Source organism: Streptomyces sp. NPDC001407, from assembly GCF_042895325.1.
In the GTDB taxonomy this organism is placed as follows: Bacteria; Actinomycetota; Actinomycetes; order Streptomycetales; family Streptomycetaceae; genus Streptomyces.
Genome location: NZ_JBIAWF010000013.1, coordinates 164,159 through 188,656, shown reverse-complemented (window position 1 = coordinate 188,656; position 24,498 = coordinate 164,159). Strand labels below are relative to the sequence as shown.

Here is a 24,498-nt window from a genome sequence, read left to right as displayed (position 1 = left end):
TTCCGCGTCCGCCAAAGCCGGGCCGGCCGATGCGCACGCCGGCGCCACCGCCGCTCCAGCCAGTACGGCCGCGGAAGCGCCGCCTGAGCCGTCACCGGCTCCGCTCGCCCGTGACCGGAACCGCCACATGCCGTACACGGCGGCGAGTCCCAGCCCCCACCCGACGGCTCCTCCGACGAGGATGGGCCCGGCGGCAGCGGCCCCCACCATCGGCAGCCAGCGGCGGATCCCCGGGAGCCGCTCCGTGCGCAGCCTCAGCAATATCCCCGCCCATCCACTAATCTCCGCCTCGCGCCGGCCGAACAGGGACGCAATCCTCCTGCGCACGCTCCGCCTCCCGCGAGCCGCGCCGAGAGCCACCACCGCGCCCGCGAGCACGGCACAGAGCGGCATCACCGTCCACAGGCTGTGGATAACTCTTCCGCTCACCTGCCACCCCTCCGCTCCGAGCCCCGCATCACGCCTGGCCCCGCGGCGGGCTCTCCGGCCGCACCGCGCACGATCCGCCCCGTCCAGGCGAGCCCCGCGCCCTCCAGCAACCCACCGAGACACAGGCAGCCCAGCCCCACCGGCGTATGCAGCAACACCCGCAACGGCGCGGCCCCGAGCGCACTGCCCATCAGCAGCGCCATGACCGGAAGTACGGCGAGCATCACGGCCGTGGACCGGGTGCCCGCCAACTGGGCGCGCAGCTCCTCCCGTTGATCGCGCTCGGCGCTCAACGCACCCGCCACCCGCTCCAGCCCCGCAGCGAGCCCGGCGCCACCGTCGACCGCTACCTTCCAGCAGGCAGCCACGCCCTGAAGCCCCTCGGCCCCCGGCAGCCGCCCGACCGTGCGCAGCGCCTCCGGCACGTCCCCGCCGAATCTGGCCGCCGCCGGAACCACGGCCCAGTCCGACCCCAACTCCCCTGCCCCGGCAGCTGAAAGCACCTCGAAGGGCTGCCGCCCTGCCCGCAGCTCTCCCGCGACGGCTCCGCAGAACTCGATCACCGCCGCTTCCCGCCGCTCGCACTCCTCCCGTGCCCGGCGCGCGCCCAGCCACCGCCTGGCCAAGGGCACGGCCGCCACCGCCGCCAAGAGCGGCAATACGGACTGCCCCAGCAGCGCCAACACGCCTCCGAGCGGGAGGCACACCAGCTCGCGCCGCTCCCGCGCCAGCCGCCACAATCGGTCGCGCCACTCCTCGACCCAGCCGGGAAGTCCGAAGCCGGTCGGTCCGACCACGCCCCCACCGGCGAACAGCAGCCTGGCCCGCCGCACTTCCTGGTCCGGCCTCGTCAGCGACCAGGCCATGACCAGCGCCCCCAACGCCGCCACCGGCCCGAGCACGGCCTGGGGCGCCGCCGCGTGAACCGTCATGGCGCGCACCCCCCGCGCTCGCACAGCTCCGCCAGCCGATCCCAGCCCCGGGCCCGCTCGAAGCCCTTCGGACCGCGGACGGCCGCGGGCACGGTCGTCACGAACCCCGCCCCGTCACGGTCCAGCACATGCACCTCGGCGATACGCCGCAGCCCTCCTCGCTCCCGGACGAGGTGGATCACCACGGCCAGCCCCGCCGCCAACTGACTGTGCAGCGCCGCCCGGTCGAGCCCGGCCGTGGACCCCAAGGCCTCCAAACGGGCCGGTACGTCCGCTGCGGCATTCGCGTGAACCGTGCCACAACCTCCCTCATGGCCCGTGTTCAACGCCGCTAGCAAGTCGGTGACTTCGGGTCCTCGGACCTCGCCGACCACCAGCCGGTCCGGCCGCATCCGCAGCGCCTGCCTCACCAGATCCCGCAGGGTGACCAGGCCGATGCCCTCCTGGTTCGCGGGCCGTGTCTCCAGCCGCACCACATGCGGATGGTCCGGCCTCAGCTCCGCGGAATCCTCTGCCAGCACGATGCGCTCATCCGGGGCGACCAGCCCCAACAAGGTCGTCAGCAGAGTCGTCTTGCCGCTGCCCGTGCCGCCACTGATCACGAAGGAGAGCCGCGCCTCCAGCACCGCCCGCAACAGCCGCTCACCGCCCGGCGGAACGGTCCCGGCGGCAACCAGGTCGGCCAGGGTGAAGGCGCGCGGCCGCACCACCCGCAGCGAGAGGCACGTCGAACCCACCGCCACAGGGGGCAGCACGGCGTGCAGCCGCGTCCCGTCCGGGAGCCGAGCGTCCACCCATGGCCGGGCATCGTCCAGCCGCCGGCCGGCGATCGCGGCGAGTCGCTGCGCGAGCCGCCGCACCGCTGCCGCGTCGGGGAAGGTCACCCCCGTGCGCTCCAGGCCGGAGCCACGGTCGACCCACACCTGATCAGGGGCCGTCACAAGCACATCGGTGACCTCGGGCTCGGCCAGCAGCCGCTCCAGGGGGCCGGTGCCGACCAGCTCGGACCGCAACCGCGTCACGACGCCGAGCACTTCGGCGTCCCCCAGCAGCCGCCCCTCGCTGCGCAGCGCCTCCGCCACCCGGGCCGGCGTCGGCTCCGTACCGCTCTCGGCGAGCCTCAGCCGCACGGCGTCCAACAGCTCGGCGCTCATGAGGATGCCCCGCTGCTCTCGACGGCCAGCTGATCCCAGAACTCCGCGCTGAACCGGGCGAGCGGTCCGCGATCGGCACCCGGTGGCCGTCCGGCGGTCAACGCGCCGGGCAGGCCGGGGTCGAGGGGCAGCTCACCGGCGAGCGGCAGGCCGAGGAGGCGAGCGATCTCCTTGCCGTCGAGTCCGGCACCGCACGGGCCGCGCACGACCGCCCGCAGGTCGTCGAGCACCATCCTGACCATGGACGTGACGCGTTGCGCCGCCACCACGGCGCGCAGCTCCGCGGGCACCACCAACAGCCCCATGTCCAGCTGCCCGAGGGCCTCGACCGCGGCATCGTCGAGCCGCCTCGGCAGGTCGACGACGACCACACCGCCTCGCCTGCGCGCCGCGCCGAGCACGGCCCGCATCGCGTCGGGCGGCACGCTCGCGCAGGTGCCCCTGTCCCAGCTGAGCAGGCGCAGTGAGTGCAGCTCGGGCAGCGCTTCCTCCAGCGCCTGTCCCGCCACCCGGCCCCGCGAGTCGGCGAAGGCCGGCCAGCGGAGCCCTTCCGCTCTCTCGCCGCCGAAGAGCACGTCCAGTCCGCCACCCAGCGGGTCGGCGTCGATGAGCATCGTGCGCCGCTCCGAGCGGGCGGCGCCGAGGGCGAGCGCGCAGGCCAGCGTGCTCGCTCCCGCACCGCCCCGGCCACCGATCACCCCGACGGTCAGGGCAGGCCGTCCTTTCTCCTCCATGGCGTCGGCGATGCGGTCGACCAGCCACGCCTCGTTATCCGGCAGCAGGGCCACGCCTCCGGCCCCCAGCTCCACGGCCCGCCGCCAGATGCCGGGGTCCTCCGGATCCCTGCCGACGAGCACGAGCCCCTCGCCCGGGGGCCCGGCGACCGCCCTCCCAAGGCGGCCGGCGCAGTCGTCACCGACCAGGACCAGGGGTGCCCGCTCCCAGACGCCTCTGCGCGTGGGCACCCCCTGCGCCACCTCGGGCACCGCCCCGGCCGCGGCGCACAACCGCAGCAGGTCGTCGAGCAGCGCCTCGTCCTCCGCGACGATCAAGGGCCCGGCCCGTCCGCCCTCGGCGGCAGGCGGCCAAACGGATGCACTGGATCCGGCCACGATGTCCTCCCCGTCCCACTACGCGCTCTCGCTTCCACGAACATCGCGGAACAGCGCGGGGAATCACCGTGCCCGGAACTGGAAAATCATGTGGATCTTGGTTGAAAACTGTGGACGACCGAGCCGTTGTGAATATCCCGGTCACCTATACCGGTGACTTCCGGAGAGCGGCCTGGCGATTACGCAGCGTGACGCGTATGAAGGAAGGGAGCGCACGGCACCGCGAGACCGAGGGAACGGAGAAAGACCGGGAGGGGCGCACGAAACGCATCCGGACATGCGACGACCCCCGCCGGGGGGGAGAGCGGGGGTCGTCCCCACGGCCGACTCGGGGGGGGAGGAGTCGGGCCGGGTTAGACACGGTCGCGAACGATCCGTGACTTCCATGGTGTACCCGAGAGCCTTCTCAGGCAAACCCACACGCCTCAGCTTACGCCGAATGGAGGGCCCCTATGCTCGGCACCGTGGAAAACCACTCGCTGTCCAGGACAGCCGCGTTCTTTGATCTGGACAAGACGGTCATTGCCAAGTCGAGCACGCTCACCTTCAGCAAGTCGTTCTACCAAGGTGGCCTGATCAACCGACGCGCCGTCCTGCGCACCGCGTATGCGCAGTTCGTCTTCCTCATCGGCGGCGCCGATCACGACCAGATGGAGCGGATGCGCGAGTATCTCTCCGCGCTCTGCCGGGGCTGGAATGTCCAGCAGGTGCGTGAGCTCGTCGCGGAGACTCTGCACGAACTCATCGACCCGATCATTTACGACGAGGCCGCCTCTCTCATCGAAGCACACCACACCGCAGGCCGCGATGTGGTGATTGTGAGCACCTCCGGCGCCGAGGTCGTCGAGCCCATCGGCGAACTCCTGGGCGCGGACCGCGTGGTCGCCACCCGCATGGTCGTCGAGGACGGCGCCTTCACGGGCGAAGTCGAGTACTACGCCTATGGCCCGACCAAGGCCGAGGCCATCAGGGAGCTCGCGGAGTCCGAGGGATACGATCTCGCGCGCTGCTATGCGTACAGCGACTCGGTGACCGATATCCCGATGCTGGAATCCGTGGGCCACCCGCACGCGGTGAATCCGGACCGCGCGCTGCGCCGGGAGGCGGCCGCCCGCGACTGGCCCGTCCTCTCCTTCAATCGACCGGTGCGGCTCAAGCAGCGTGTCCCCTCGCTGTCCCTGCCGTCCCGCCCCGCCCTGGTCACGGCCGCCGCGGTCGGCGCCGCCATGGCCACCGCGAGCCTGGTCTGGCTCGCCAGCCGGCGCCGCTCACCCCGCGCCCGCATTGCCCGCCTTTGAAGGTAAAAGCAAAGAACTGCGGCTTGGGCTTCCGCTTCGAGGGCGACAGGAGTAGAAAGGAATCAACGGCCCGCGAGACCAGGGACATCCGAGAGGAAGCCCTTCACGCACCACGGCCCCACGGACCGAGCATGAACGTCGGGCACCCACGCGACGCCGACCCGTCGATTACGGGCCAGCCGCACCAGGGGCGAGCGAAGTCTCGACCTGATGGGCAAACATCGTGCACGCATGGTAACCCGGCGAACATGCCAGCGGCGGTACCGGACTTGACCGGTACCGCCGCAACCCTGTCCGCCGGACTTCCCCGGCTCTCCCCGCAGCAGCGAACCACCGCCACTCCGGAGCACCCCCGCCGGAGACCGCGCTGCCGCGGCGCCCGGCCGGGCGGTCAGGCAGCTCCGCGCTGGAGCGCCTCGCAGACAGCCGTGCTCTCGCGTACGCCCAGCTCCACGGCGCGGGCGCAGTGGATGATCCAGGCCGCCACGCCCTCGGGCGTGCCGGACACATAGCCTTCGAGTGCCGCCACATAGGCCGCCCGGCCCAGTTCGGCGTGGCCCACCTCAGCGGGGCAGACCGACTTGGGGTCGAGCCCGCTGCCGACGAGCACGATCCGCTCGGCGGTCCGCGCCACCAGCCCGTTGCACGACCCGAAGGGCCGCAGCGCCAGCAGTTCACCGTGCACCACGGCGGCTGTCACCAGCGCGGGCGCCTCACTGCCCGTGATCAGCAGTCCGGCCAGCCCGTCCAGCCGCCCCGACACCTCGGCGGCACTCGGCAGCTCCAGCTCGATCAGCGGCTCGTCGACCGGCTCGCCCTCCAGCCGGGGCCGCCCCACCGTGTCGTCCGGCCGGTTGCCGCCCGCCGCCACCAGGTGCAGCCTGGCGAGCACCCGCAGCGGCGACTGCCGCCACACGCTGAGCAGTTGCCCCGCCTCGGCGGTGAGCCTCAGGGCCGCACCCACCGTCCGCGGCTCGCCCTCGACGCTGAAGTCGGTGCGGCGGCGCACCTCTTCGAGCGCCCAGTCGGCGCCGGAGAGCGCCGCGGAGCCACGCGCTCCGCGCAGCGCGGCCTCGGAGGCGATCTCATTGCTGCGGCGGCGCATCACACGGTGGCCGTAGACACGGTCCACCGCCTTGCGCACGGAGTCCACGGAGTCGGCAACGCCAGGGAGCGAACCCAGGGCCGCGAGCGGATCGGCAGTCGTACTCATGGGTAAAACAGTACGCACTTTGGCTTCACACCCCTCGAAGGAGTGGTCTTCTTCACGCGCGGCTCTCACTTTCCGCGGCCATCACCCTACGCTTGGTGAACATGAAGATCGCTTTCGTAGGCAAGGGCGGCAGCGGCAAGACCACGCTGTCCTCACTGTTCATCCGCCATCTCGCAGCGGCCGGCGCACCCCTGATCGCGGTGGACGCCGATATCAACCAGCACCTCGGCGCCGCGCTCGGGCTGGACGACGAGGAGGCCGCCGCGCTGCCCGCGATGGGCGCCCAGCTCCCTTTGATCAAGGACTACCTGCGGGGGAGCAACCCCCGGATCGCCTCCGCGGCCACGATGATCAAGACGACCCCGCCGGGCGAGGGCTCGCGGCTGCTGCGGGTGGACGAGGGGAACCCCGTCTACGCCGCCTGTGCCCGCACCGTGCCGCTGGACGACGGCGCGTCGGTCCGGCTGATGGCGACCGGCCCGTTCACCGAGTCCGATCTCGGTGTCGCTTGCTACCACTCCAAGGTCGGCGCGGTCGAGCTGTGCCTCAACCACCTTGTCGACGGCCCCGGCGAGTACGTCGTCGTCGACATGACAGCGGGCAGCGACTCGTTCGCGTCCGGGATGTTCACCCGCTTCGACATGACGTTCCTGGTGGCCGAGCCCACCCGCAAGGGGGTGTCGGTCTACCGCCAGTACAAGGAGTACGCACAGGACTTCGGCGTCTCCCTGAAGGTCGTGGGCAACAAGGTGCAAGGCGCCGACGACCTCGACTTCCTGCGCACGGAGGTCGGCGACGACCTGCTGGTCACGGTCGGCCACTCGGACTGGGTGCGGGCCATGGAGAAGGGCCGGCCGCCCCGCTTCGGCCTGCTGGAGGAGTCCAACCGGGCCGCGCTGCGGACGCTGCGCGAGACGGCCGACAGCGCGTACGAGCGGCGCGACTGGCAGCGTTACACGCGGCAGATGGTGCACTTCCACCTCAAGAACGCGGAGAGCTGGGGCAACGCGAAGACGGGCGCCGATCTCGCCGCCCAGGTCGATCCCTCCTTCGTTCTCGGCGAGCGGCAGGCGGCCACCACGCCGCAGCCCGCCTGAGCGCGTCCGAAAAGAATCGGCGGGAAAGAACCGCGGCGGACTCGCACAAGCAACACCCCCACGCAGAACGAAAATCGAAGAACAGCTGGCAGATAAAGACACCCATTCACTCGATAGGAGGAATCGCCCCTTCTCCGATCTTTCAGCCTTCCCTCCACCTTTACTCTCCATTACGATTCGTTTACCGAGTGTTGATACACCCCCGCCATCGCAGCCGCTCCCGCCGCTGCACGCCGTGACCACGGCCGCGACCCGACTCGCGGCCGCGCCGCCCCGACGAAGACGGGAACGCCCATGCAGCCTCAGTCGACGAATACGACGGACACGTCGAATACGACCGCCTCGACCGACTCCGCGCCCAGCGGAGCACGGGAATCCGGCAGGCACCTCTGGCGGCGCGATCTCTTCGCCTCCGTGGTCGTCTTCCTGATCACCGTCCCGCTCTCCCTGGGCATCGCCCTGGCCACCGGCGCCCCGCTCCAGGCCGGCCTGGTCGCGGCGGCCGTCGGCGGCATCGTCGCGGGCCTGCTCGGCGGCGCCCCGCTTCAGGTCAGCGGCGCCGCCACGGGGCTCGTCGTGGTGACCGCGGAGCTCGTGCAGCAGTACGGATGGCGGGCCACCTGCGCGATCACCGCACTCGCCGGCCTGGCCCAACTGGCGCTCGGCGCGGCCCGGGTGGCCCGTGCCGCGCTCGCCGTGAGCCCGGCCATCGTGCACGGCCTGCTGTCAGGCGTCGGTGTCACCATCGCGCTCGGGCAGGTCCACGTCGTCCTGGGCGGCAGCCCGTACAGCTCCGCGGCGGCGAATCTCGCCGCGCTCCCCTCAGTGCTGACGGATCCACACCCGGCGGCCCTGCTCGTCGGCGCGGTCACGCTGACGGTGCTGATCGCCTGGCCCCGGCTGCCGGGGCGGGCCGGGCGTGGGCTGCGCGCCGTCCCGGCCCCGGTGGCCGCGGTGGCCGTGGCCACCGCCGCCGCCACCGGGCTGGTCCTGCCCCGCGTCTCGCTGCCCCGATGGGAGCTCCAGGCCCTGCCCGCCGTGCCGGAGGGGCCGGTGCTCGGGGTGTTCGCCGCCGTGCTGACGGTGACGCTCGTCGCGAGCATGGAGTCACTGCTGTCCGCCGTGGCGGTCGACAGGCTGCGGTCCGAGCGGCCGGACGCGCCGGCCGACCCCGCCGCGCTGGACCGGGAGCTCATCGGGCAGGGCACGGCGAACGTGATCTCCGGGCTGCTCGGCGGGCTGCCGATCGCCGGCGGCGCGCTGCGCGGCTCGGCGAACGTCCGGGCGGGCGCGGCGACCCGCAAGTCCACGGTCCTGCAAGGGGTATGGGTGGTGCTCTGCGCGGGCCTGCTCACCTCCGTGCTGGAGCTGATCCCCCTCGCGGCGCTCGGCGCGCTGGTCATGGCCGCCGGTGTCCGGATGGTGAGCGTCGTCCACGTCCAAAATGTACGAATGCGGCGGGAGTTCCCGATGTACGCGGCCACGCTGGGGTCGGTGGTGCTGCTCGGCGTGCTCCAGGGACTCGCGGTCGGGCTCGTGGTCACCGGCTTCCTCGCCCTGCGGCGGCTGGCACACACCCGCATCACCGTCGAGGCACGGGGGCGCGATCATCTGGTGCTCGTCAGCGGGCAGTTGACGTTCCTGGCCGTGCCACGGCTGACCCGGGCACTGGCGCACGTGCCCAACGGCGCGAGCGTGGTGGTCGAGCTGGGCGGTTCCTTCATGGATCACGCGGCCTACGACGCCTTGCAGTCGTGGACCAACGCCCATCGCGCACACGGCGGTCGGGTCACGCTCCGCGGCCGCGGCGGTCAGCCCATCGCCGAGCCCTCCGGCGCCCACGTGTGCCACCCCTGGACTCCCTGGCGCAACCACCACTGCACCCGCCCCGCCACGGACACCGGCACCCCGGACACCGGAGGCGGGCGGCAGCTCCTCGGCGGGGTCACCGCCTTCCAGCGCCACACGGCCCCCCTGGTGCGGGACGAGCTGGCCCGGCTCGCGCTCGAAGGGCAGCGCCCCACCCAGCTGTTCCTCACCTGCGCCGACTCCCGGCTGGTGACGAGCATGATCACCTCCAGCGGTCCGGGCGACCTGTTCACCGTGCGCAACGTCGGCAATCTGATGCCTCCGCCCGACTCCGACGGCACCTGCGATTCGGTCGGCGCCGCCGTGGAGTACGCGGTGGAGGTGCTGCGGGTCGGCACCATCACCGTCTGCGGGCACTCCGGATGCGGGGCGATGCAGGCGCTGCTCGACGCCGCCGGACAGGGGCCGGGCGCCCAGCAGTCCTCGCTCACCCGCTGGCTGCGGCACGGCCGTCCGAGCCTGGCCCGGATACAGCGGATCGGCCGGCTCGGCCGGGGTGAGGTGGCGCTGGCCGACCGCCCCGTGGCGGACGACGCCGAACGCCTCGCGCTCGTCAACGTGATGCAGCAGCTCGATCACCTGATGGCCCACGTGTGCGTCGCCCGGCGCGTGGCGGAAGGGACGCTTCAGCTCCAGGGGATGTATTTCCATGTGGCCGAGGCGCAGGCCTATGTGCTGGATCCGCGCTCGCGCACCTTCAAGGCCGTACGGCCGGAGGTCCTCGACGCCGTCTGAGGGGCGGCCGCCCGCCGGGCGCCACCCCGCGACGACGTACCCCGTCACGCCCGCACCACCCGTCTGACCTCGAACAACCTCTCCACACAAAGGTCTAAACCAGTTTTTGCCGACAACCCTTGTCAGAGTGCACTCCGGGCTGATGAGCTATGGCCCGGGACGCAACGGACACCCTGGGAAAGGGAGATGTCGTGAGCAACGAAAGCCTGGCCAACCTCTTGAAGGAGGAGCGCCGCTTCGCACCGCCTGCCGACCTGGCCGCGAACGCCAATGTCACCGCGGAGGCGTACGAGCAGGCGCGGGCTGATCGGCTGGGCTTCTGGGCCACGCAGGCCCGGCGGCTGAGCTGGGAGACCGAGCCGACCGAGGTGCTGGACTGGTCGAACCCGCCGTTCGCCAAGTGGTTCGCGGACGGCCGGCTCAACGTGGCCTACAACTGCGTGGACCGTCATGTGGAGAACGGCCTGGGCGACCGGGTCGCCATCCACTTCGAGGGCGAGCCCGGCGACACCCGCACCATCACCTACGCCGAGCTCCAGCGCGAGGTCTCCAAGGCCGCCAACGCCCTGACGGAGCTGGGTGTCCAGGCGGGCGACCGGGTCGCGATCTATCTGCCGATGATCCCCGAGGCCGTCGTCTCGATGCTCGCCTGCGCGCGGATCGGCGCCCCGCACTCGCTCGTCTTCGGCGGCTTCTCCGCGGACGCCCTCGCGACCCGCATCAACGACGCCGACGCCCGCGTCGTCATCACCGCCGACGGCGGCTACCGGCGCGGCAAGCCGTCCGCGCTCAAGCCCGCGGTGGACGAGGCCCTGACCCGCCCCGGCACCGAGAACGTCCGCAGCGTCCTCGTCGTCCGGCGCACCGGCCAGGAGGACGTCGCCTTCACTGAAGGCCGCGACGTGTGGTGGCACGACCTCGTCGAGCGCCAGTCGGACCAGCACACCCCGCAGGCGTTCGACGCCGAGCACCCGCTGTTCATCCTCTACACCTCCGGCACCACGGGTAAGCCCAAGGGCATCCTGCACACCACCGGCGGCTATCTCACCCAGACCTCGTACACCCACCACGCCGTCTTCGACCTCAAGCCGGAGACCGACGTCTTCTGGTGCACGGCCGACGTCGGCTGGGTGACCGGCCACTCGTACATCGTCTACGGCCCCTTGAGCAACGGCGCGACCGAAGTCCTCTACGAGGGCACGCCAGACAGCCCGCACCAGGGCCGCTGGTGGGAGATCGTCCAGAAGTACGGCGTCACGATCCTCTACACCGCGCCGACCGCGATCCGCGCCGCGATGAAGTGGGGCGACGACATCCCCGCCAAGTTCGACCTGTCCAGCCTGCGCGTCCTCGGCTCGGTCGGCGAACCCATCAACCCCGAGGCGTGGGTCTGGTACCGCAAGCACATCGGCGCCGACCGCACCCCCGTCGTCGACACCTGGTGGCAGACCGAGACCGGCAGCATCATGATCAGCCCGCTGCCCGGTGTCACGGCCACCAAGCCCGGCTCCGCGCAGGTGCCACTCCCCGGCATCGCGGCCACCGTCGTGGACGACGACGCCCGCGAGGTGCCCGACGGCCACGGCGGCTATCTCGTCCTGACCGAGCCCTGGCCCTCCATGCTCCGCACCATCTGGGGCGACGACCAGCGCTACCTCGACACCTACTGGTCCCGCTTCGAGCACAAATACTTCGCGGGCGACGGCGCGAAGAAGGACGACGACGGCGACGTCTGGCTGCTCGGCCGCGTCGACGACGTGATGCTGGTCTCCGGCCACAACATCTCCACCACCGAGGTCGAGTCCGCCCTCGTCTCGCACCCCAAGGTCGCCGAGGCGGCCGTCGTCGGCGCCGCCGACCCGCAGACCACCCAGGCCATCTGCGCCTTCGTGATCCTGCGCGGCACCGCGGACGCGACCGAGGAGGGCCTGGTCGAGGAGCTCCGGGCGCACGTCGCCAAGCAGCTCGGTCCGATCGCCAAGCCCAAGCGCATCCTGCCCGTCGCCGAGTTGCCCAAGACCCGGTCCGGCAAGATCATGCGCCGCCTGCTGCGCGACGTGGCCGAGAACCGCACCCTCGGGGACGTCACCACGCTGACCGACTCCTCGGTCATGGACCTGATCCAGTCCCAGCTCCCCGCCGCGAGCAGCGAGGACTGAGGCAGCACGCAGCCCTCGGGCAGCGAGTGAACACCTCGTACGAGTGAGGGGCACCTGGCATCGCGCCGGGTGCCCCTCACACTTTCGGGCTAAGGTAAGTATTCGTCGCGTCAAAAACGCGACAAGAATCATGGGCGCGCCGGGAAGTCTGGTCGGCACACAGCACACGTGTATCCAGTCGACCCCAGGAGGTACTCCGCCGTGGCCGCGCCCAAGAACCGCCGCTCCGTCTTTCTCGGCCGGCTGCCGCTGCCAGAGCGGACTTACCTCGCCGACGCCCTGCGTACCGAAACCGTGGGCGGCGTGCTGCTGCTCATCGCCGCCGTCGCCGCGCTGATCTGGGCGAACACCCCGCTGCGCGACAGCTATCAGTCGGTCAGCTCGTTCCACTTCGGCCCCGGCTCCCTCGGCCTGAATCTTTCGGTCCAGCACTGGGCGGCCGACGGACTGCTGGCCGTCTTCTTCTTCGTGGCGGGCATCGAGCTCAAGCGCGAGCTGGTCGCGGGCGAGCTGCGCGATCCCAAGGCGGCGGTCCTTCCGGTCGTCGCGGCGGTCTGCGGCATGGCCGCGCCCGCGCTCGTCTATTTCACCGTGGTGACGACCGGCGGCGGCTCGACGGCGGGCTGGGCCGTGCCCACCGCGACCGACATCGCCTTCGCGCTCGCCGTGCTCGCCGTCATCGGCACCTCCCTGCCGTCGGCGCTCCGGGCGTTCCTGCTGACCCTCGCCGTCGTCGACGACCTCTTCGCGATCCTGATCATCGCGGTGTTCTTCACGCAGAAGCTGAACTTCGCGGCTCTCGGCTTCGCCGTGCTGGGCCTGGCCGTCTTCTGGCTGCTGCTCCGCAAGGGCGTGCGCGGGTGGTACGTCTACGTCCCTCTGGGCATCGTCAACTGGGCGCTGATGTACAACAGCGGCGTCCACGCCACGATCGCGGGCGTCGCCATGGGGCTCATGCTGCGCTGCACGCGCCGTGAGGACGAGGTGCACTCCCCCGGCGAGCACATCGAGCACCTCGTGCGCCCCCTCTCCGCAGGGCTGGCCGTGCCGCTGTTCGCGCTGTTCTCGGCGGGTGTCGCGATCTCCGGCGGCGCGCTGTCGGACGTCTTCACCCGGCCCGAGACCCTCGGTGTCGTCCTCGGCCTGGTCGTCGGCAAGGCGATCGGTGTGTTCGGCGGCACCTGGCTGGCGGCACGTTTCACCAAGGCCGAGCTCAACCCCGACCTCAAGTGGCCCGACGTGCTGGCCGTCGCCTCGCTGGCCGGCATCGGCTTCACGGTCTCGCTGCTGATCGGCGAGCTCGCCTTCAAGAACGACCCGCTGCTGACCGACGAGATCAAGGCGTCCGTGCTCGTCGGTTCGCTGATAGCGGCGGTGCTGGCGAGCGTGCTGCTCAAGCTGCGCGACAACAAGTACAAGAAGCTGTGCGCCGCGGAGGACCTCGACGAGGACCACGACGGCATCCCCGACATCTACGAGCAGGACAATCCGGCGTACCACCTCCGGATGGCCGCGATCCTGGAGGCGAAGGCGGCCGAGCACCGCAGGCTGGCCGAAGTCGCTGCCGGGCGCACCGCCGGGGAGGATGGTCCGGCATGATCTGAGTGTCTTCACATTCGCTGGAGACCCGCAGATGACGAGCTGATGACGATGAGGGAGCAGCCGATGAGCGCAGCCGACGACGGTGCGGCGACCGGTGTGAACGGCGCCAACGGCGCGAACCGCAGCCTCGGCCAGCTGATGGCGACGGCCACCACGGAGCTGTCCGCACTGGTGCACGACGAGATCGCGCTGGCCAAGGCCGAACTGCGGCAGGACGCCAAGCGCGTCGGCATCGGCGGTGGCGCGATCGCCGCGGCCGGGACGCTGGCGCTGTTCTCGCTGCCCGTTCTGAGCTTCGCCGCTGCGTACGGCATCCACAACCTCGGCCTGGGGCTCGCCTGGTCGTTCCTGATTGTCGGTGGCGCGTTCCTGCTGGTCGCCGCGGTTCTCGGGCTGCTGGCCGTGAACAGGTTCAAGAAGGTCAGCAAGCCCGAGAAGACCATTGCCTCCGCGAAGCAGACGGCTGCCGTCCTGGGCACCGTCAAGCCGCACCCGTATCCGCTGACGGACACGGGCCGCTCCGACGCATCTGTGACACGCTCGGCCGTATGACGGTGCCCGATACCTCCGCAGCGCCCGCGTCCCCCGACCCCGAGCCCACCCCCTCCGCCGGGCCTCCGGCGGCGCGGACGGGCCCGGCCCCGGCGGTGTCCGGGGCGTCGGTCGTACGTCCCGAGGGTCCCTGGACCCACCGGGATGTGGCGGCGAACGGCGCGCGGTTCCACATCGCCGAGATGGGCGATGGGCCTCTGGTGCTGCTGCTGCACGGCTTCCCGCAGTTCTGGTGGACGTGGCGGCACCAGTTGCAGGCGCTCGCGGACGCCGGTTTCCGGGCGGTCGCGATGGACCTGCGCGGGGTGGGCGGCAGCGACCGTACGCCGCGCGGCTACGACCCGGCGAACCTCGCGCTCGACATCACCGGAGTGATCCGCTCGCTCGGGGAGCCGGACGCCGCGCTGGTGGGGCACGACCTGGGCGGCTATCTGGCGTGGACGGCGGCGGTGATGCGGCCGAAGCTGGTGCGCAGGCTCGCGGTCTCCTCGATGCCGCACCCGCGGCGCTGGCGTTCGGCGATGCTCTCCGACGTCAAGCAGAGCGCGGCCGGTTCTTACGTCTGGGGCTTCCAGCAGCCGTGGCTGCCGGAGCGACGGCTGGTCGCGGACGACGCGGCGCTGGTGGGGCGGCTGGTGCGGGAGTGGTCGGGCCCCCGGCTGCCGGACGACGACGCGGTCGATGCCTACCGACGGGCCATGACGATCCCCTCCACGGCGCACTGCTCGATCGAGCCGTACCGCTGGATGGTGCGTTCGATGGCGCGCCCGGACGGCCTCCAGTTCAACCGCCGGATGAAGCGGCCGGTGCGGGTGCCGACGCTGCACCTGCACGGTTCCCTCGATCCGGTGATGCGCACGCGCAGCGCGGCGGGCTCCGGGGAGTACGTGGAGGCACCGTACCGCTGGCGGCTCTTCGACGGGCTCGGGCACTTCCCCCACGAGGAGGACCCGGCGGCGTTCTCCGCGGAACTGGTCAACTGGCTCAAGGATCCGGAACCGGACCGCTGACCTCCGCCGAGGGTCCGCGACCCGCCCGGATCCCGCCCGGCACGGGCCGCCGGGGCACCGCCGCACGCACGGGAACGGCCGTTCCTCGAACGGCCAATTGCCCGGCGCATAGGCCAATTGAGCGACCCCTGGGCGATTACCGACCTTTGGCCCCGGGCACAGAGCTCTGTATGGGCTGGACGCACGACTACCGTGACGCGACACAGGAGCGGGGCGCCGAGGGCGACTCCGCTGTGGCTGTGGGCGAGGTGACCGACAGGGCTGCGAGGGTGGAGCACCGGCCGGTGGCCGGACCGGATCCGCTCATCGGCATCCCGCGCATCATCCGCCGTCGCGCCCGCTGGGTGTCGGCGCGGCTGCGCCACCACCCGCGCGGCCGCTGACGCGCCTCTTCCGCGCCGGCGCTCCCTCTGGGCACGCCGGGCGCCGAAAGGCCCTCAGAAGCCCGCACAGGGCCCGCGTGAGGGCTCAGAGAGCGCAGCTCTGGGTGTTCACCCGCTCGACCGCCTTACGGCCGCTGACGACGTCAGGACGCACCTCGTCGGCCGTGAGGGCGTAGCCGGTGTCGGCGTCGTCGAGGGACTTGGCGAAGACCACGCCGTAGACCCGGCCGTCCGGAGTGAGCAACGGGCCGCCGGAATTGCCCTGGCGCACGGTGGTGTAGAGCGAGTAGACGTCACGCCGGACGTTGCCGCGGTGGTAGATGTCCGGGCCGTTGGCCTGGACCCTGCTGCGGACGCGGGCGGCGCGCACGTCGTACGACCCGTTCTCGGGAAAGCCGACGACGATGGCGCTCCTGCCCGTCTCGGCGTCGTTCTCGGCGAACCGCAGGGCGGGCGCCTCCAGCTGCGGCACGTCCAGGACGGCGATGTCGCGCTTCCAGTCGTAGAGGACGACCTTCGCCTCGTACTGCTTGCCCTGCCCGCCGATCTGGACGGTCGGCTCGTCGACGCCGCCGACGACGTGGGCGTTGGTCATCACCCGGTGCCGGTCGAAGACGAAGCCGGAGCCCTCGAGGACCTTGCCGCAGCTGGGCGCCGTGCCCACGACCTTGACGACGCTGCGCTGGGCGGAGGTGGCGACGGGGCCCTCGGCGAGCTGCGGGTCGGGCGCGGGCACCGAGGTGATGGGCTCGGTGGAGAACGGCGCGAAGACCTGCGGGAAGCCGTTCTGCGCGAGGGCCGTGCTGAAGTCCGCGAACCAGGTGTTGGCCTGCGAGGGGACGACCCGGGCGACGCCGAGCAGCACCTTGGAGTTGCGGACCTCCTTGCCGAGCGTCGGCAGGGAGGTGCCGGCGAGGGCGGAGCCGATCAGCCAGGCGACCAGCAGCATCGCCAGGACGTTGACGAGCGCGCCTCCGGTGGCGTCCAGCGCGCGGGCCGGGGACCAGGTGATGTGGCGGCGGAGCTTGTTGCCGAGGTGGGTCGTGGCGGCCTGGCCGATCGAGGCGAAGACGATGACGATGACGACGGCCGCGACGGCCGCGACCGTGCCCGGGGTGGCGTCGTCCGTCGCGCTGTCCCAGATGACCGGCAGGACGTACACCGCGACCAGGCCACCGCCGAGGAAGCCGATCACGGACAGCACCCCGACGACGAAGCCCTGGCGGTAGCCGACGACGGCGAACCACACGGCAGCGATCAGCAGCACGACATCCAGCACGTTCACCGGGAAATGCCTCGCAATGATGTTGTCGGTGGGGTCGGCGGTGCCGCGCCCGGGGGTGGGCCGAGGTCACCGTCTCATGCCTGTCAGGCGTGCTGGTCCAGAGGTACCTGCCGGGCCCGGTCCCAGGGGCGCTCCCAGCCGGAGTAGTGCAGGATCCGGTCGATCACCCCTGCGGTGAACCCCCACACGAGCGCTCCCTGGACCCGGAAGGCGGGCCCTGTGTGGCCGCTGGGGTGCTTGGCCGTCGCGCGGTTCGCCGGGTCGGCCAGGTCGGCCACCGGCACCGCGAAGACCCGCGCGGTCTCCGCCTCGTCGACCGGCCCCACGGGGCTGGGCGCGCGCCACCAGCCGAGCACGGGGGTGACAACGAAATCGCTCACAGGGATGTAGAGCCGGGGCAGCACGCCGAAGACCTGCACACCGGAGGGGTCGAGCCCGGTCTCCTCCTCGGCCTCCCGCAGCGCGGCCCGCACCGGCCCGCCCGCGGCCGGGTCGCCGTCCTCCGGGTCGAGCGCGCCTCCGGGGAACGACGGCTGCCCCGCGTGCGAGCGCAGCGTCCCCGCGCGCTCCAGGAGCAGCAGTTCCGGCCCCTTGGGGCCGTCGCCGAAGAGGACGAGCACGGCGGACTGCCGGCCGCCGGTGTCGGGCGGCAGGAAGCGGCTGAGCTGGTGCGGCTCGATCGTCTCCGAGGCGCGCGCCACCGGTTCGAGCCACTCGGGCAGCCCCTCCGCGGTGACAGCGGCTCCCCGGCCGTACGTGCTGGTCATGCGCTTCCCCTCGTGCGTGCGCTCATCGGCTCACTCCGTGCGTGCCCTCGGCCCGCTCACTCGGCGCCCAGCGGGCGGCCCGGCAGGCCGGGGTAGTCCGGCGGGGGCTTCAGCCGCTGGCCCGGCAGCCCGCCCTTCTCGTACTTCAGCAGCTTCTTCGCCTTCTCCGGATCCGTCTCGCCCTCGCCGTACGACGGGCACAACGGGGCGATCGGGCAGGCTCCGCAGGCGGGCCTGCGGGAGTGACAGATGCGCCGCCCGTGGAAGACGACCCGGTGCGAGAGCATCGTCCACTCGCTCTTGGGGAAGAGGTCGCAGACGACGGCCTCGACCTTCTCGGGGTCCGTCGCGTCGGTCCACTTCCAGCGGCGGACGAGCCGGCCGAAGTGGGTGTCCACGGTGATGCCGGGGACCCCGAAGGGGGTCGTCACATTAGCACCATGGTTCGGATCGCCTGCCCGACTTGCCTCACAAGCGCATGCGTTCCCCGTGACCACGAACGCGGTCTTCCGCCCGACACCAGGGAGTTTGACCAGCTCAGCGAGGGTCTTGGGCACCATGCCGTCATGCTCCCCCACCACGGCAGCCGCAAGCTTGGTGATGCTCCGGGTCTTGGCCCGGAAGAACCCCGTGGGCCTGATCAGGTCCTCAACGTCTGCCGGGTCGGCCCCTGCCAGATCAGCCGGGTGCGGGTACTTGGCGAACAGGGCAGGGGTCACCTGGTTGACGCGTAGGTCTGTCGTCTGCGCGCTGAGCACGGTTGCTACCAGCAATTGCCACGCGTTCACGTGGTCTAGCTCGCAGTGCGCGTAAGGGTAAGTCTCGGCAAGCACACGGTTGATCTTCCGTGCCCGCCGGACGAGTGCTAGCCGGGTCTCTTCCGCCATACGGGCCAGCGTACGGGGCAGAACGGCTCTGCACGGCCGTCTGAGGGCATAAGAAGGCCCCGCCCACGCGCCACGGGGGCGACGCATGGACGGGGCCGTTCGGGGGCCGTCTGGCAGGGTCCGGACCCTTGCCCCCTCATCCTCTAGGGCGTGCTCTCAGTGGCCGCCCAAGAGGGCCGTGCACCCGTTCCGGACGGCTCGACCTGTCCAGGGTTGTTCCGGCCGGAACGGGCGTCTGCGCCGGTCCTGTGGGGCTAGGCTCGCTCTATGGCTGAGCCTTTCGTGAACGCGGATGACATCGACCATCCGGCGTGCGGTATCTGTCCTTCAAAGCGGCTCCCCCGGTCGGAATTTTTGGTCTATGACCGGCCGACCAGAGAAGCGCCTTTCAATCCCGAAGACGGATTCCGCTATACGTCGGATGGAACACCTGTCTGCGTTCACCCCCACAAGGTCGGGCTTGAACCTGATCGCATCGCGCCACCCCCGGAACCGGTAAAGCCGGAGACGACGGAAGCGGAACCGCCTAAGCGGCCGTGGTGGCGAGCGGGATGGAAACGCGCTTCCCGCGCTCAGTGACGCCGATACCGGCGTACACGCCATCCAGGATCTTCCGGCGGCGTTCGGTTTCGGCAGAGCCGATCCAGTAGCGCGGGTTCACGTCACCGAACGCCGCCTTATAGACCTGGTGCGTGTAGTCGCCGTGGTCCCACGTGCCGCCGCCTGCGCCCTCTTCCATGTCCGTCATGTGCACGAACTGAATGCCGAGTCGCTTTTGCATTCGGCACAGAAGCGTGAACTGAGCCGTAAGCGCGTGGCTCATCACGTCCACAGGCACGGGGAGCGGGATTTCCGCCGCACGCTCGTCGCCGTCCGTCAGCTCGTACACCGCCGACTTGATGGCCATGGCGCGTGTGGTCGCCTTGAACAATTCCGGGGCGTCTGCGATGGCGTCGTACTCGCTGATGATCGGGTAGCCGGTGTAGTCCGTCCAGTCGGACGAATACTTACGGCACGTGTCCCAGAGCCGACTGAACTCCGGGTCAGCCTGCATGTCCGCGAAGATCTCTCGGGCGCGCTCCGCCACCTTTTCCGGTGCGGGGCGGCTAATAGTTGCTGTCACTTCCTGCACTCTCCTTCTTCGGTGGTGCATTCGGTCACCCACCCGACTGCCGCTGTCCTTCGGTTTGCAGCCGGGCGGGAGTCTGGGGGAATTCAGAAACGGTTACAGCACAAGCGACACGGCGTCTTGTTCGCCCGCTGAGCTTTTTCAAGCGACACGACCACCACCTTTGCGGGGTCGTGCTTGCCCAGTGACACGCAGTCTTGGGCTAGGTGGAATTCACCATCACCCGCAACAACAGTGACCGCCGTGGTAATCGCCTGTTGGCCATTCATGATTTCCCTGGTGTTCGTCGCTGGCTTAGGCGTGTCCGGCCCTTCCCTACGAAGGGCCGGACACCCGCTTTCGGTTGGGCTGCCGGGATGGAAGCAGTTCGGCGCCCCAGGAAGTCCCTGCCGAAAGCGGAGTGGGTACCCGCCCCTGCCGAGATTCCGAATTGATGCGGGGGAGCATGTTTCGGTGACGTTCGGCAGGGACGGGAGATTAGTTGCGGCCGGTCGCTGCTACAGCGATTACGAATCCGCAAGAGCCGCTGATAGCGATGATCAGCAGCGGACCGGCGAAGGCGGCAACGCTGGCGTAAATACGTTTCATGGCGTGCTCTCCTTATCTCGGCATCCCTGCTTGCAGTTCTCCCACCGGCAAGGCACATGCTTGGAACCACGCGGGATGTAGACCACGCCGGAACGCACGTCCAGCGCTCCCCCGTACTCCGTCCACCACCCCTTGGGGCTGTTCTCGTACGGCGTGCCTTTGAAGGGGTCCACGGTGGTCTTCTCGGCGGTCGCAGTGGTCACCGCTCGCCCTTCTCAACGGGGGTGTCGTCGTGCTGGGGGTGCCGCCGCAGCAACACCCGGCAGTCAACGGCTTTCGTCTGGTCGCCGGTCCGTTCTGCTTCCGCCAGTGCGGCGCGTAGCTTTTGGCACTTGTGGCAGCTCACAGCCGCTCCCGCTTCTGACGGGCCATTTCGGCACGCACCCGCCGCATGGTGGGGCTCTCCGAAAGGTCGTCGGCCGCGCGGTCGTGCTGGGGCTCGTCGTCGCCCTGGTGGCCGTCGGGGCACTCCGGGTGCTGGCACATGCACGGTGGCCACTTGAGCGCCGACAGAATCGGGGGCTCCCCGTGTTCGGGGTACTCAGCGTTCACTCCTCCACCCCCTCGTTCGTGATGCGTCGGTGGGGGTGCTGCCTGATGATCCCGTTGAAGTCCCGCACGGTTCCGGCAGCGCTACGGGCACGGGCGGACGTACGGCCGTTCGCTGCCGCCTTGCAGATCACGCACCCGTCCACGGGGACGGGCTCAAGGGTGGGCATGCGGACGGCCGGGGCCTCTTCACTTCGGATCACGGCTAGCAACCTCTCCAGACCGGCCAACGTCGCTTGCAGGTTGGTGCGCGACGCTGCGGCGTACGGGCCACGGTGGACACCAACGGGGTACGGGGCCCAGTGGTTGAGCCACGTCGCGGAGGTCTCCGGGTGCAGTCGCCAAAAGGCACCCACCGCTATGCGTGCGTGCAGCTCGGTCACGCCGTTGTGCGCGTCGCGCTGCGGTAGGTCTCGGCTGGACTGCTGAGGGGTAGTCACCACTGGGGAACCTCTTGCGGTCTGTGGTCGCTCCTGCTGGGGCATCACCGTCTGTACCCCAAGCGTTGCGCTCCGCGCGTACCCTCAACAGGGGGAAAGCCTTAACACTGCGGAAGTTAAGAGACCAAGATCAACAAGGGGGTCGCACACTCGTGCCACAGGAAGACGACAACGGCCAACCCGACGCGCCTGCAAGCCTGTTGGCCTTCTTTGGTAGTCGAGTCTTCAAGCTGCGCAACGAACGCGGCTGGTCACAAGCTCAGTTAGCTCATGAGGCGCACACGACCGGGGCAATGATCAGCTATGTGGAGAACGCGAAGCGGGTGCCAAGTGCTGACTTAGCACGTGATCTTGATGCGGCGTTCGGCACGGACTTCTTCGCCGAGTTCTTCCCGTTCGTCGTCCGGTACGCCTACCCGTCGTGGTTCTTGCCGTTCATCGAACTGGAGCGGGATGCCGCACGGCACCGGGTGTTTGAGAGCCAGATCATCCCGGGCCTTCTCCAAACCGAAGACTACGCAAGGGCCATGCTCACGCCCGTGCGACCAGACAACTTGGATGACCTCGTTGCTGCCCGCATGACTCGACAAGCCCTGTTCGAGCGAGACGACCCGCCGCGTACCTGGTTCATCTTGGATGAGCAGGCGCTACGCCGGACGATCGGCGGGCCGGAAGTGATGGCCGCTCAGTTTGAGCGCCTGCTAGCGGCCGGGCAGCACCCCAGAACCGTGATTCAGGTGGTGCCGGACACAGTGACCGCGCATCCGGGGCTTGCTGGACCGTTCACGCTACTGAGCTTCGACCAGGGCGAGACTTCCCAAGATCGTGAGCGCAAGCCGCCGCATGATGTGCTGTACGTGGACGGCTTCTCACAGGGGCGGACAGCCTTGGACACGGCCGAAGTCTCAGACGCCGCCCGCGCCTATGATCTGCTCACTAGCTACGCACTGTCGCCGGAAGCGTCAGCCGAACGCATCGGCGAACACTTGAAAGGGTTGAAGAGATGACCAGCGCAAGCAAGTTGCCCGTCCGCTGGCGCAAGTCCAGCCACAGCACCAACGGCGGCAACTGCATCGAGATCGGGGAGGGAATCACTGGTGTCGTTCCCGTCCGAGACAGCAAGGACCCGAACGGCCCCGCCCTCATGTTCGCGCCCGACGCATGGGCATCGTTCGTGGGCGATGTGCAGCGGGGGGAACTTCCCACCGTCTGACGTCTGTCCCCTGAGCTGAGCCCCGCCATCCTCCCCTTCGGAGCGGCGGGGCTCTTCGCTACCCTGCGTGAAAAATTGGGCCGGAGCCGGCAAAAAATCCCTAGGGCGAAACGGACATGCCGGGCCCCGCGGCCTCACTTTGCGTGATTACGCGGCGGGTGCGTAGTCGTCCCTCAGCACGTCGGACACCGTGGCGACGGTAGTGACCGTGGCGACCACGGTGACGGCTTCCACCGTGGTCTTCTGCTCCGTCGTCACGCTCTCCCCCGTGGCCGTGTTGGTCACCTCAACGGCGACCGTGGCGGGCTCGTTGGGGGTTTTTGGGGCCGGTGGGGTCACCGTGACCGCTACCTCAAGGGGCGCGCTCTCAGACGGGCCGTCAGCGGTCGTCAGCGTGGCCGTCACGGTCACCGTGTCCGTTGCCGGGTCGGTGGCTGTCACCTCAAGCTGAACGGGCGTTCCGGGCTCAGCCATGGTCACCAGGAACGACCGGAACGGCCAAGCCCAGTCGGGCACCTTCTCAATCATGTCTTCGGTGCCCGGCATGAGCTTGTCCAGCGCACGGCCCACGGTGTCCTTGCTGAGCATCCCGCCGCGCTTCTCCGGCTTGTTCTGCGGCTGGTCGTCCTTGCCGTCTTCGCCGTGGTGCTTGGGCTTGCTGGCGCGGGGCTCGCGCCGGACCTTCGGGCGGGCCGTGGTCGCTTCGGCGGGGCTGGTGCCTTCGTCGTCGTCCTGGTCGGCATCCTTGGCGGGCTCTTCGGTGGGCTCAGGAGAGTCGGCCGGGGCCGTGGGGGCAGCCGGGGCTACTGGGGGCGCAGACCGGCGCTGAGCGGTCTTGCCCGGGGACGCCGGGGACGTGGCCCCGTCGTCGTCCACCATGGGCTCAGTGACGGGCTCAGAGCTGACCCTTTGGGGCTTCACAGGGTGGGGAGTTGGGCCAACCACGGTCATGAGGAACAACAGTCCCCAGACGGTGACCACCACGCCGAACACGACGGCGGGGCGGGCGAGTTGGCGGTGAAACATGTGAAACCCCCTTGTTGCATGACCCGTGTTGGTGGGCCGGTGGTGCGTCGGCGCTGAGCGTCGGCGTATCTCCTGCGGTGAGTTGGTAGCGGCAGCCGGTCACGCGGCGAGCGTGATCGTGGGCTCTTCGTCGTCCTGGTGGTGGTTGTGCTGGCCGTAGTCGCACGCCGACCAGACCCCGCCGGGGTACGGCAGATATGCGCCCGTCTCCGGGCTCACGTACCACTCTGAGAACCCCACAAGGTCCCCTGAGCGGGCGTGGTTTGCCAGCAGCCGGAAGCCGTCGTAACGCGGCCCCCGCTCCAGCAGACGGGCGACTAGCGCCCCCTGAGCACGCAGCAGCGCACCAACCCCTTCGCACGTCGTGACGGGCTCTCCCGCCAAGGGCGAAGGGAAGTCGGCACACGGGTGCCAAGCAAGGCGGTTGTCCCCCAGCTTCGGCGCCCAGACCGACACAAGCACGTCCCGTGCACTCTGTGTAGCCATGCGTTAAACCTAGAACAACCTTTCGTATTGGGGAAGTAAATATCCGGAAACCCATACCCATGGGTAGCAAAGATCGTTTAGCTCCTCCTTTAGGCGTACAAGCCCTACTACCTGCGACGTTACCCCCCACCACTGACAACGCCACCGGGCTGCACTTGTTACAGAAGTGGTCATGTACAGGTAAATTATTAGTTTCACTAAGTAATGTTATGCGGACACAAAGAAAGCCCCCGCCATTTCTGACGGGGGCCCAGTTTGGGGCACCGACTCACGTGAGTCGGTGGTCTATTCGTTGGCGGCTATCAGCATTTCGAGACCTCCCCGAATCACCCACTTGCGCCGGGTGTCGTCGGCCGTCTCTTCATAGTTCGCAATCAGCCAGTCGCAAGCACCCTCCCAATTGGTCGAGTTGCCCAGCTCACGGGCGCCGCCTTTCGCCAACTCATACGCTGCGGCTGCCTGTTCGGGGGTGGTCACATCCCCCGCCGCCTCACCGAAGCGAGCAAGGAACTCCGAGCGGTCATCCTTGGTGGTCATACCTTCATCCCTTCCATTCGTTGCGGGCACCGACTCACGTGAGTCG

The 24,498-nt window shown here is 69.9% G+C and carries 24 protein-coding genes; 10 read left to right on the top strand and 14 right to left on the bottom strand.

The window, feature by feature from the left end:
- Positions 1-425 precede the first annotated feature (425 nt).
- From ACFY1P_RS19715 to ssd, 3 genes are read right to left on the bottom strand one after another with little or no spacing between them, the layout of a single operon-like run.
- Positions 426-1,361: a type II secretion system F family protein gene (locus ACFY1P_RS19715; RefSeq protein WP_390751285.1), complete on the bottom strand. Its 936-nt coding sequence runs from the start codon at positions 1,359-1,361 to the stop codon at positions 426-428.
- Complete coding sequence (locus ACFY1P_RS19710) at positions 1,358-2,515, bottom strand: TadA family conjugal transfer-associated ATPase (RefSeq protein ID WP_361525402.1); 1,158 nt, start codon at positions 2,513-2,515, stop codon at positions 1,358-1,360. The genes ACFY1P_RS19715 and ACFY1P_RS19710 overlap by 4 nt, the downstream gene beginning before the upstream one ends.
- Entirely contained in the window at positions 2,512-3,627 is a 1,116-nt protein-coding gene (gene ssd / locus ACFY1P_RS19705) for a septum site-determining protein Ssd (RefSeq protein WP_390751284.1), read from the bottom strand. Before ssd ends, ACFY1P_RS19710 begins: the two co-directional genes overlap by 4 nt.
- 452 nt (positions 3,628-4,079) lie before the next feature.
- Between ssd and ACFY1P_RS19700 the strand changes: the two genes are divergently transcribed.
- Positions 4,080-4,925 (top strand): HAD family hydrolase, encoded by an 846-nt coding sequence (locus ACFY1P_RS19700; RefSeq protein ID WP_361525397.1) that lies wholly within the window; start codon positions 4,080-4,082, stop codon positions 4,923-4,925.
- Positions 4,926-5,316: 391 nt separating this feature from the next.
- Here the strand turns inward: ACFY1P_RS19700 and ACFY1P_RS19695 are convergent, their stop codons facing one another.
- Positions 5,317-6,138 (bottom strand): oxidoreductase, encoded by an 822-nt coding sequence (locus ACFY1P_RS19695; protein WP_390751283.1) that lies wholly within the window; start codon positions 6,136-6,138, stop codon positions 5,317-5,319.
- Positions 6,139-6,239: 101 nt separating this feature from the next.
- Here ACFY1P_RS19695 and ACFY1P_RS19690 point away from each other — a divergent pair, with 101 nt between their 5' ends.
- The 7 genes from ACFY1P_RS19690 to ACFY1P_RS19660 all read left to right on the top strand — a co-directional run bounded on the left by ACFY1P_RS19690 (position 6,240) and on the right by ACFY1P_RS19660 (position 15,545).
- On the top strand, positions 6,240-7,235 hold the full coding sequence (locus ACFY1P_RS19690) for an ATP-binding protein (protein WP_390751282.1): 996 nt from the start codon (positions 6,240-6,242) through the stop codon (positions 7,233-7,235).
- 294 nt (positions 7,236-7,529) lie between these two features.
- Positions 7,530-9,839: a SulP family inorganic anion transporter gene (locus tag ACFY1P_RS19685; RefSeq protein WP_390751281.1), complete on the top strand. Its 2,310-nt coding sequence runs from the start codon at positions 7,530-7,532 to the stop codon at positions 9,837-9,839.
- A 191-nt stretch (positions 9,840-10,030) separates the two neighbouring features.
- Positions 10,031-11,998: an acetate--CoA ligase gene (gene acs, locus ACFY1P_RS19680; RefSeq protein ID WP_361525386.1), complete on the top strand. Its 1,968-nt coding sequence runs from the start codon at positions 10,031-10,033 to the stop codon at positions 11,996-11,998.
- A gap of 201 nt (positions 11,999-12,199) precedes the next feature.
- On the top strand, positions 12,200-13,597 hold the full coding sequence (nhaA, locus tag ACFY1P_RS19675; RefSeq protein ID WP_390751280.1) for a Na+/H+ antiporter NhaA: 1,398 nt from the start codon (positions 12,200-12,202) through the stop codon (positions 13,595-13,597).
- A 66-nt stretch (positions 13,598-13,663) separates the two neighbouring features.
- Positions 13,664-14,152, top strand: coding sequence for a phage holin family protein (locus tag ACFY1P_RS19670; RefSeq protein ID WP_361525381.1), 489 nt, complete (start codon positions 13,664-13,666; stop codon positions 14,150-14,152).
- Positions 14,149-15,162 carry an alpha/beta hydrolase gene (locus ACFY1P_RS19665; RefSeq protein ID WP_361525378.1) on the top strand — a complete coding sequence of 338 codons (1,014 nt, stop codon included), beginning with the start codon at positions 14,149-14,151 and terminating at the stop codon, positions 15,160-15,162. The genes ACFY1P_RS19670 and ACFY1P_RS19665 overlap by 4 nt, the downstream gene beginning before the upstream one ends.
- 170 nt (positions 15,163-15,332) lie before the next feature.
- Positions 15,333-15,545 (top strand): hypothetical protein, encoded by a 213-nt coding sequence (locus tag ACFY1P_RS19660; protein ID WP_361525375.1) that lies wholly within the window; start codon positions 15,333-15,335, stop codon positions 15,543-15,545.
- 85 nt (positions 15,546-15,630) lie between these two features.
- Here ACFY1P_RS19660 and ACFY1P_RS19655 read toward each other — a convergent pair whose 3' ends face one another.
- The 7 genes from ACFY1P_RS19655 to ACFY1P_RS19625 form a co-directional block, all read right to left on the bottom strand.
- A complete protein-coding gene (locus ACFY1P_RS19655) occupies positions 15,631-16,830 on the bottom strand; it encodes a MarP family serine protease (RefSeq protein WP_361525373.1) in 1,200 nt (399 codons plus the stop codon).
- 83 nt (positions 16,831-16,913) lie between these two features.
- The gene (locus ACFY1P_RS19650) at positions 16,914-17,597 is read right to left on the bottom strand and encodes a CoA pyrophosphatase (RefSeq protein WP_361525370.1); all 684 of its coding nucleotides are present in this window, start codon (positions 17,595-17,597) and stop codon (positions 16,914-16,916) included.
- Positions 17,598-17,653: 56 nt separating this feature from the next.
- Entirely contained in the window at positions 17,654-18,571 is a 918-nt protein-coding gene (gene nth, locus ACFY1P_RS19645; RefSeq protein WP_390751279.1) for an endonuclease III domain-containing protein, read from the bottom strand.
- Positions 18,572-19,010: 439 nt separating this feature from the next.
- Positions 19,011-19,607, bottom strand: a complete 597-nt coding sequence (locus ACFY1P_RS19640; protein ID WP_390751278.1) for a hypothetical protein — start codon at positions 19,605-19,607, stop codon at positions 19,011-19,013.
- Positions 19,608-20,197: 590 nt separating this feature from the next.
- Positions 20,198-20,404, bottom strand: a complete 207-nt coding sequence (locus ACFY1P_RS19635) for a hypothetical protein (protein ID WP_390751277.1) — start codon at positions 20,402-20,404, stop codon at positions 20,198-20,200.
- A 139-nt stretch (positions 20,405-20,543) separates the two neighbouring features.
- Positions 20,544-20,753, bottom strand: coding sequence for a hypothetical protein (locus tag ACFY1P_RS19630; RefSeq protein WP_390751276.1), 210 nt, complete (start codon positions 20,751-20,753; stop codon positions 20,544-20,546).
- Positions 20,750-21,190: a hypothetical protein gene (locus ACFY1P_RS19625; protein WP_390751275.1), complete on the bottom strand. Its 441-nt coding sequence runs from the start codon at positions 21,188-21,190 to the stop codon at positions 20,750-20,752. Before ACFY1P_RS19625 ends, ACFY1P_RS19630 begins: the two co-directional genes overlap by 4 nt.
- A gap of 152 nt (positions 21,191-21,342) precedes the next feature.
- Between ACFY1P_RS19625 and ACFY1P_RS19620 the strand changes: the two genes are divergently transcribed.
- Positions 21,343-22,197, top strand: coding sequence for a Scr1 family TA system antitoxin-like transcriptional regulator (locus tag ACFY1P_RS19620; protein ID WP_390751274.1), 855 nt, complete (start codon positions 21,343-21,345; stop codon positions 22,195-22,197).
- Positions 22,194-22,403 carry a DUF397 domain-containing protein gene (locus ACFY1P_RS19615; protein WP_390751273.1) on the top strand — a complete coding sequence of 70 codons (210 nt, stop codon included), beginning with the start codon at positions 22,194-22,196 and terminating at the stop codon, positions 22,401-22,403. The genes ACFY1P_RS19620 and ACFY1P_RS19615 overlap by 4 nt, the downstream gene beginning before the upstream one ends.
- 147 nt (positions 22,404-22,550) lie before the next feature.
- Here the strand turns inward: ACFY1P_RS19615 and ACFY1P_RS19610 are convergent, their stop codons facing one another.
- From ACFY1P_RS19610 to ACFY1P_RS19600, 3 genes are all read right to left on the bottom strand, one after another.
- Complete coding sequence (locus ACFY1P_RS19610; RefSeq protein ID WP_390751272.1) at positions 22,551-23,282, bottom strand: hypothetical protein; 732 nt, start codon at positions 23,280-23,282, stop codon at positions 22,551-22,553.
- A 246-nt stretch (positions 23,283-23,528) separates the two neighbouring features.
- A complete protein-coding gene (locus tag ACFY1P_RS19605; protein WP_390751271.1) occupies positions 23,529-23,669 on the bottom strand; it encodes a hypothetical protein in 141 nt (46 codons plus the stop codon).
- Positions 23,670-24,200: 531 nt separating this feature from the next.
- Entirely contained in the window at positions 24,201-24,452 is a 252-nt protein-coding gene (locus tag ACFY1P_RS19600) for a hypothetical protein (protein ID WP_390751270.1), read from the bottom strand.
- Between the last annotated feature and the right edge of the window lie 46 nt (positions 24,453-24,498).